This window comes from Cognatilysobacter segetis (genome assembly GCF_004359965.1).
GTDB classification, from domain to species: Bacteria; Pseudomonadota; Gammaproteobacteria; order Xanthomonadales; family Xanthomonadaceae; genus Cognatilysobacter; species Cognatilysobacter segetis.
The window spans coordinates 1-4,257 of sequence record NZ_SMRQ01000103.1 but is presented as its reverse complement, the minus strand read 5'-3'; the positions used below and the strand labels follow the sequence as shown (position 1 = coordinate 4,257).

6 protein-coding genes are annotated in these 4,257 nt (G+C 72.8%); 3 read left to right on the top strand and 3 right to left on the bottom strand.

Annotated features, from left to right (window positions below; genetic code table 11):
- The 3 genes from bioD to pyrC form a co-directional block, all read left to right on the top strand.
- Nucleotides 1-698, top strand: a 698-nt coding sequence (gene bioD, locus E4F61_RS13965; RefSeq protein ID WP_133480219.1) for a dethiobiotin synthase, incomplete at its 5' end; no start/stop codon positions are given.
- The gene (locus tag E4F61_RS13960) at nt 695-1,693 is read left to right on the top strand and encodes an L-threonylcarbamoyladenylate synthase (protein ID WP_133480218.1); all 999 of its coding nucleotides are present in this window, start codon (nt 695-697) and stop codon (nt 1,691-1,693) included. The genes bioD and E4F61_RS13960, both read left to right, overlap by 4 nt.
- Nucleotides 1,690-2,730: a dihydroorotase gene (gene pyrC, locus E4F61_RS13955; RefSeq protein WP_202909018.1), complete on the top strand. Its 1,041-nt coding sequence runs from the start codon at nt 1,690-1,692 to the stop codon at nt 2,728-2,730. The genes E4F61_RS13960 and pyrC overlap by 4 nt, the downstream gene beginning before the upstream one ends.
- A gap of 34 nt (nt 2,731-2,764) precedes the next feature.
- Here the strand turns inward: pyrC and E4F61_RS13950 are convergent, their stop codons facing one another.
- From E4F61_RS13950 to E4F61_RS13940, 3 genes are all read right to left on the bottom strand, one after another.
- Complete coding sequence (locus E4F61_RS13950) at nt 2,765-3,460, bottom strand: Dph6-related ATP pyrophosphatase (RefSeq protein WP_133480217.1); 696 nt, start codon at nt 3,458-3,460, stop codon at nt 2,765-2,767.
- A 40-nt stretch (nt 3,461-3,500) separates the two neighbouring features.
- Nucleotides 3,501-3,845: a hypothetical protein gene (locus tag E4F61_RS13945; RefSeq protein ID WP_133478881.1), complete on the bottom strand. Its 345-nt coding sequence runs from the start codon at nt 3,843-3,845 to the stop codon at nt 3,501-3,503.
- 122 nt (nt 3,846-3,967) lie between these two features.
- The coding region (locus E4F61_RS13940) for an amidohydrolase family protein (RefSeq protein ID WP_133480216.1) at nt 3,968-4,257 on the bottom strand (290 nt) is incomplete at its 5' end.

Here is a 4,257-nt window from a genome sequence, read left to right as displayed (position 1 = left end):
TGCCCCGCATGCGAGGACTCTTCGTCACGGGAACCGACACCGGCGTCGGCAAGACGCGCGTCGCCACCGCGCTCGCGCATGCACTGTCGCTTCGCGGCATGCGGGTGCGGGCGCGTAAGCCGGTGGAATCCGGCGTGGACGCGCGCACCGGCCCGCTCGATGCGCAGGCGCTGCGCGAGGCGGCCGGCGCACACGAGCCGCTCGACCGCGTCTGCCCGCTGCGGCTGCGCGCGCCGCTTTCGCCCGAGCGCGCCGCGCGGCTGGAGGGCGTCCAGCTGGACCTCGACGATCTGCTCGCCTCGCTGCGCGCCGATGCCGACGACGGCTTCGTGCTCGTCGAAGGCGCCGGCGGCTTCCTGTCGCCGATCGCGCGCGGCGCGCTGAATGCGGACCTCGCGCAGGCGCTGGCGCTGCCGGTGCTGGTGGTCGCCGCCGACCGGCTCGGCACGCTCAACCACACGCTGCTGACGATCGAGGCCGTGCGCGCGCGCGGGCTGGCGGTCGCGGCCGTCGTGCTGAATGCGCCGGTGGCCGGCGATACCCGCGAGATGGACAACGCAGGCGAGCTCGCGCGGTGGCTGGGCCGGCCGGTGGCGTCGCTGCCGCACTGCGATGCCGCCGTGCCCGCCGCCTGGCGCGACGACGCGTCGCGCTTGGTTGCCGTCGTCGACGCGCTGCTCGACGGCGGCCCCGCATGAAGCGCACGGGCAGCGCCGCGACGATCGCGCGGGGCGCGGACGTGCTGCGCGCCGGCGGGCTGGTCGCGTTCCCCACGGAGACCGTCTACGGCCTCGGCGCGGATGCGCGCGATCCGCAGGCGGTGGCGAAGATCTTCGCCGCGAAGGGCCGCCCGGCCGACCATCCGCTGATCGTGCACCTGCCCTCGGCCGCGCTGCTGCCGCGGTGGGCGGCGCACGTGCCCGACGCGGCGCAACGGCTCGCCGACGCGTTCTGGCCCGGCCCGCTGACCATCGTGCTGCGGCGCGCCGCCGGCGTGCCCGATGCGGTCACCGGGGGGCTCGAAACGGTCGGCTTGCGGGTGCCGCGGCATCCCGTCGCGCTGGCGCTGCTGGAGGCGTTCGGCGACGGCGTCGCCGCGCCCTCGGCCAACCGCTACGGGCGCGTCAGCCCCACGCTCGCCGCGCACGTACGCGAGGAACTCGACGACCGCGTCGACCTCGTGCTCGACGGCGGCCGCTGCGACGTGGGCATCGAATCCACCATCGTCGACCTTTCCGGCGATGCGCCGGTGCTGCTGCGCCCCGGTGCGGTGACCGTTGCGATGCTCGAGGGCGCGCTCGGCATGCCGGTGCGCGCGGCGGGCGAGGGCGCGACGCCCGCGCCCGGTCGCAAGCCGTCCCATTACGCACCGCGGGCCCGGGTGCTCATCGCCGGCGAGGCCGAGGCGGTCAGCCTCGCGCGCTGCTTCATGGCGGGCGGCGCGCGCGTGGGCCTGCTGTCGACGCAGGCGCCCGCGGAACCGGGCATCGACTGGCTCGGTCTGCCCGCCGATTCGGCCACGCAGGCGCGCCAGCTCTACCAGCGACTTCGCGACGCCGATGCGCTCGGGCTCGACGTGCTGGTCGCGGTGCCGCCGTCGGGTGCGGGCCTCGCGGCGGCGCTCGCCGATCGGCTGCAGCGTGCCGCGGGCCTCGGCGACGGCGAGCCCGATGCGTCAGACTTGCCGCCATGAACACGATCGACCGCATCACGCTCACCCGTCCCGACGACTGGCACGTGCACCTGCGCGACGGCCCGATGCTGCGCGACGTGCTGCCCGACACCGCGCGCCAGATGGGCCGCGCGATCGTGATGCCGAACCTCGTGCCGCCGGTGGTGACGACGGACGACGCGGCCGCGTATCGCGAGCGCATCCTCGCCGCGCTGCCGGCCGGGGCGTCGTTCGAACCGCTGATGACGCTGTACCTCACCGAGGGCACGACGCCCGACGAGATCGCGCGCGCGAGGGCCAGCGGATTCGTGCACGGCGTGAAGCTGTACCCGGCGCATGCCACGACGAACTCGAGTCATGGCGTCACCGACCTGCGCCGGTGCGCGGCGACGCTGGAGGCGATGCAGCGCGTCGGCCTGCCGTTGCTCGTGCACGGCGAAGTGACCGATCCGGACGTCGACGTGTTCGATCGCGAGGCGGTGTTCATCGAGCGCGTGCTCGAACCACTGGTGCGCGATTTTCCGCAGCTCAGGATCGTGCTGGAGCACATCACCACGACCGCCGCCGCGCAGTTCGTCGACGCCGCGCCGTCGAACATCGGCGCGACGATCACCGTCCACCACCTGCTGCTCAACCGCAACGCGATCTTCGCCGGCGGCCTGCGCCCGCATCACTATTGCCTGCCGGTGCTCAAGCGCGAGATCCATCGCCAAGCGCTGGTGAAGGCGGCGACGTCCGGCTCGCCGAAGTTCTTCCTCGGCACCGACAGCGCGCCGCATCCGAAGCATGCGAAGGAATCGGGCTGCGGCTGCGCGGGCATCTACACCGCGCACGTGGCGATCGAGCTGTATGCCGAAGCCTTCGACGCCGCCGGTGCGCTCGATCGGCTGGAAGCCTTCGCGAGCTTCAACGGCGCCGACTTCTACGGCCTGCCGCGCAATACCGGCACGATCACGCTGCTGCGCGAGGACACGTGCGTACCGGAGACGCTGTCGATGGGCGGGCAGGAGCTGGTGCCGTTGCGCGCCGGCGGGACGATCGGCTGGCGCCTCGCCTGAGAGCCCGCGCAGCCAGGGGCGTCTGTTGCCGGCGTCAGGGCCCGTCGACGCGTTCGAAGTCGGTGTAGAAGAAGCGCCCGTCGCGCAGCACCTGTTCACCGGCCTGCACATGGACGGACTGCGCGAACATCGGGCCGGCGGTGACCAGCGTGTGGAACTCGCCGTTCTCGCCGCAGGGATCGCAGGACGCCGGCAGGTCGGCGAGCAGGCGGTCGTCGAAGTCGCGGCCGCAGAAGTCGGCGTCGAGCTGCTGGGTGTCGACGCAGCACAGCCGGGCGCGCAGGCCGCCCGCGATCATCTCGTGCGCGAGCGCGGCGGTGTCCGTGCCGAACAACGGCGTCTCGATGCGCCAGCCGAGCTTCGCGCAGGCGGCCTCGCGCCAGGCGCGCACGTCGGAAAGAAACAGGTCGCCGTAGGCGACGGTGTCGAGCGTCGGCCAACGGGCCCGCGCGCGCTCCAGCGCATCGGCGACCGCCGCCTCGTAGCGTGCGTTGTCGCACTGCGGCTCGATGCGGGCCTCGATCAGCGGCAGTCCCGCGGCGGCGGCCTGCGCCTGCAGCACGTCGCGGCGGATGCCGTGCATCGCGACACGATCGAATCCGGTGTTGACCGTCGTCAGCAGCCCGACCACCTCGACGTCGTCGCGCCCGCGCAGCACGTGCAGCGTCCACGCCGCATCCTTGCCGCCGCTCCAGGACAGGAGGATGGGGCGGCGGTCGGGATCGTTCATCGTCGGAACGCGAAGGCGCGCCTGCGCGGGACGCGCAGGCTCAGGCCGCGGTGACGTCGCGCAGCTGCCAGGCGCTGCCCGCGAGCAGGCGCAGGCGGTGGCGCACGATCTCGCCGGGCAGCGTCGTGGTCAGCACGATGTCGATGGAGAGGTCGTGCTGCTCACCGGTCGCGACAGCGGCGGGATCGCTCGCACCGAGCGAGGGATCGACGTTGTCGGGATCGTCCTGCGCGCCGCGCCAGCGGTCGAAGATCTCGGTGGTACGCATCGCCGACTGGAGCTGTTCGGCGAAACCCTCCGCTCCGTGCGCCGAAAACGACAGCGCGGGGTCGTTGCCGCGGGCAGCGGCGCCGTCGGGAAGGCGGATGTAATAGCGCGTCGGCATGGAAGCTCCTCCAGGTGTCGCGTTCAGTCTATTCAGCATGCCACGAGGCGGCCGTGAAAGCCGGCCCCGGAACGCGAACGGCCCGCGCGGGGCGGGCCGTTCGTGGCCGACGCCGCGCGGGGTCAATCGTCGCCGGTCGCCTCGGCATGCGCCTCGGTAAAGGTCTGGCCGAACGTCTTGCCGTCGGTGCCGCGCTGCCAGAAGAACACCGGCGCGGGTGCATTGCGGCCGCCGATTTCCTTCATGTCCGCGTCCACGTCGAACAGGCGCCCGTTGACCATGACGTAGCGCGTGTCGATGGTGCTGCGGATGTTCTCCAGCGGGTTGCTGTTGAGCACCACGAGGTCGGCCTTCTTGCCGGCTTCCAGGGAGCCGATCTGCTTGGACATGCCGAGGTAGTCCGCACCGTCGA

Excerpts from the sequence above, each read along its gene's own strand:
- pyrC (WP_202909018.1), top strand. The coding sequence starts at position 1,690 with ATGAACACGATCGACCGCATCACGCTCACCCGTCCCGACGACTGGCAC.
- E4F61_RS13950 (WP_133480217.1), bottom strand. The coding sequence starts at position 3,460 with ATGAACGATCCCGACCGCCGCCCCATCCTCCTGTCCTGGAGCGGCGGC.
- E4F61_RS13945 (WP_133478881.1), bottom strand. The coding sequence starts at position 3,845 with ATGCCGACGCGCTATTACATCCGCCTTCCCGACGGCGCCGCTGCCCGC.
- E4F61_RS13960 (WP_133480218.1), top strand. The coding sequence starts at position 695 with ATGAAGCGCACGGGCAGCGCCGCGACGATCGCGCGGGGCGCGGACGTG.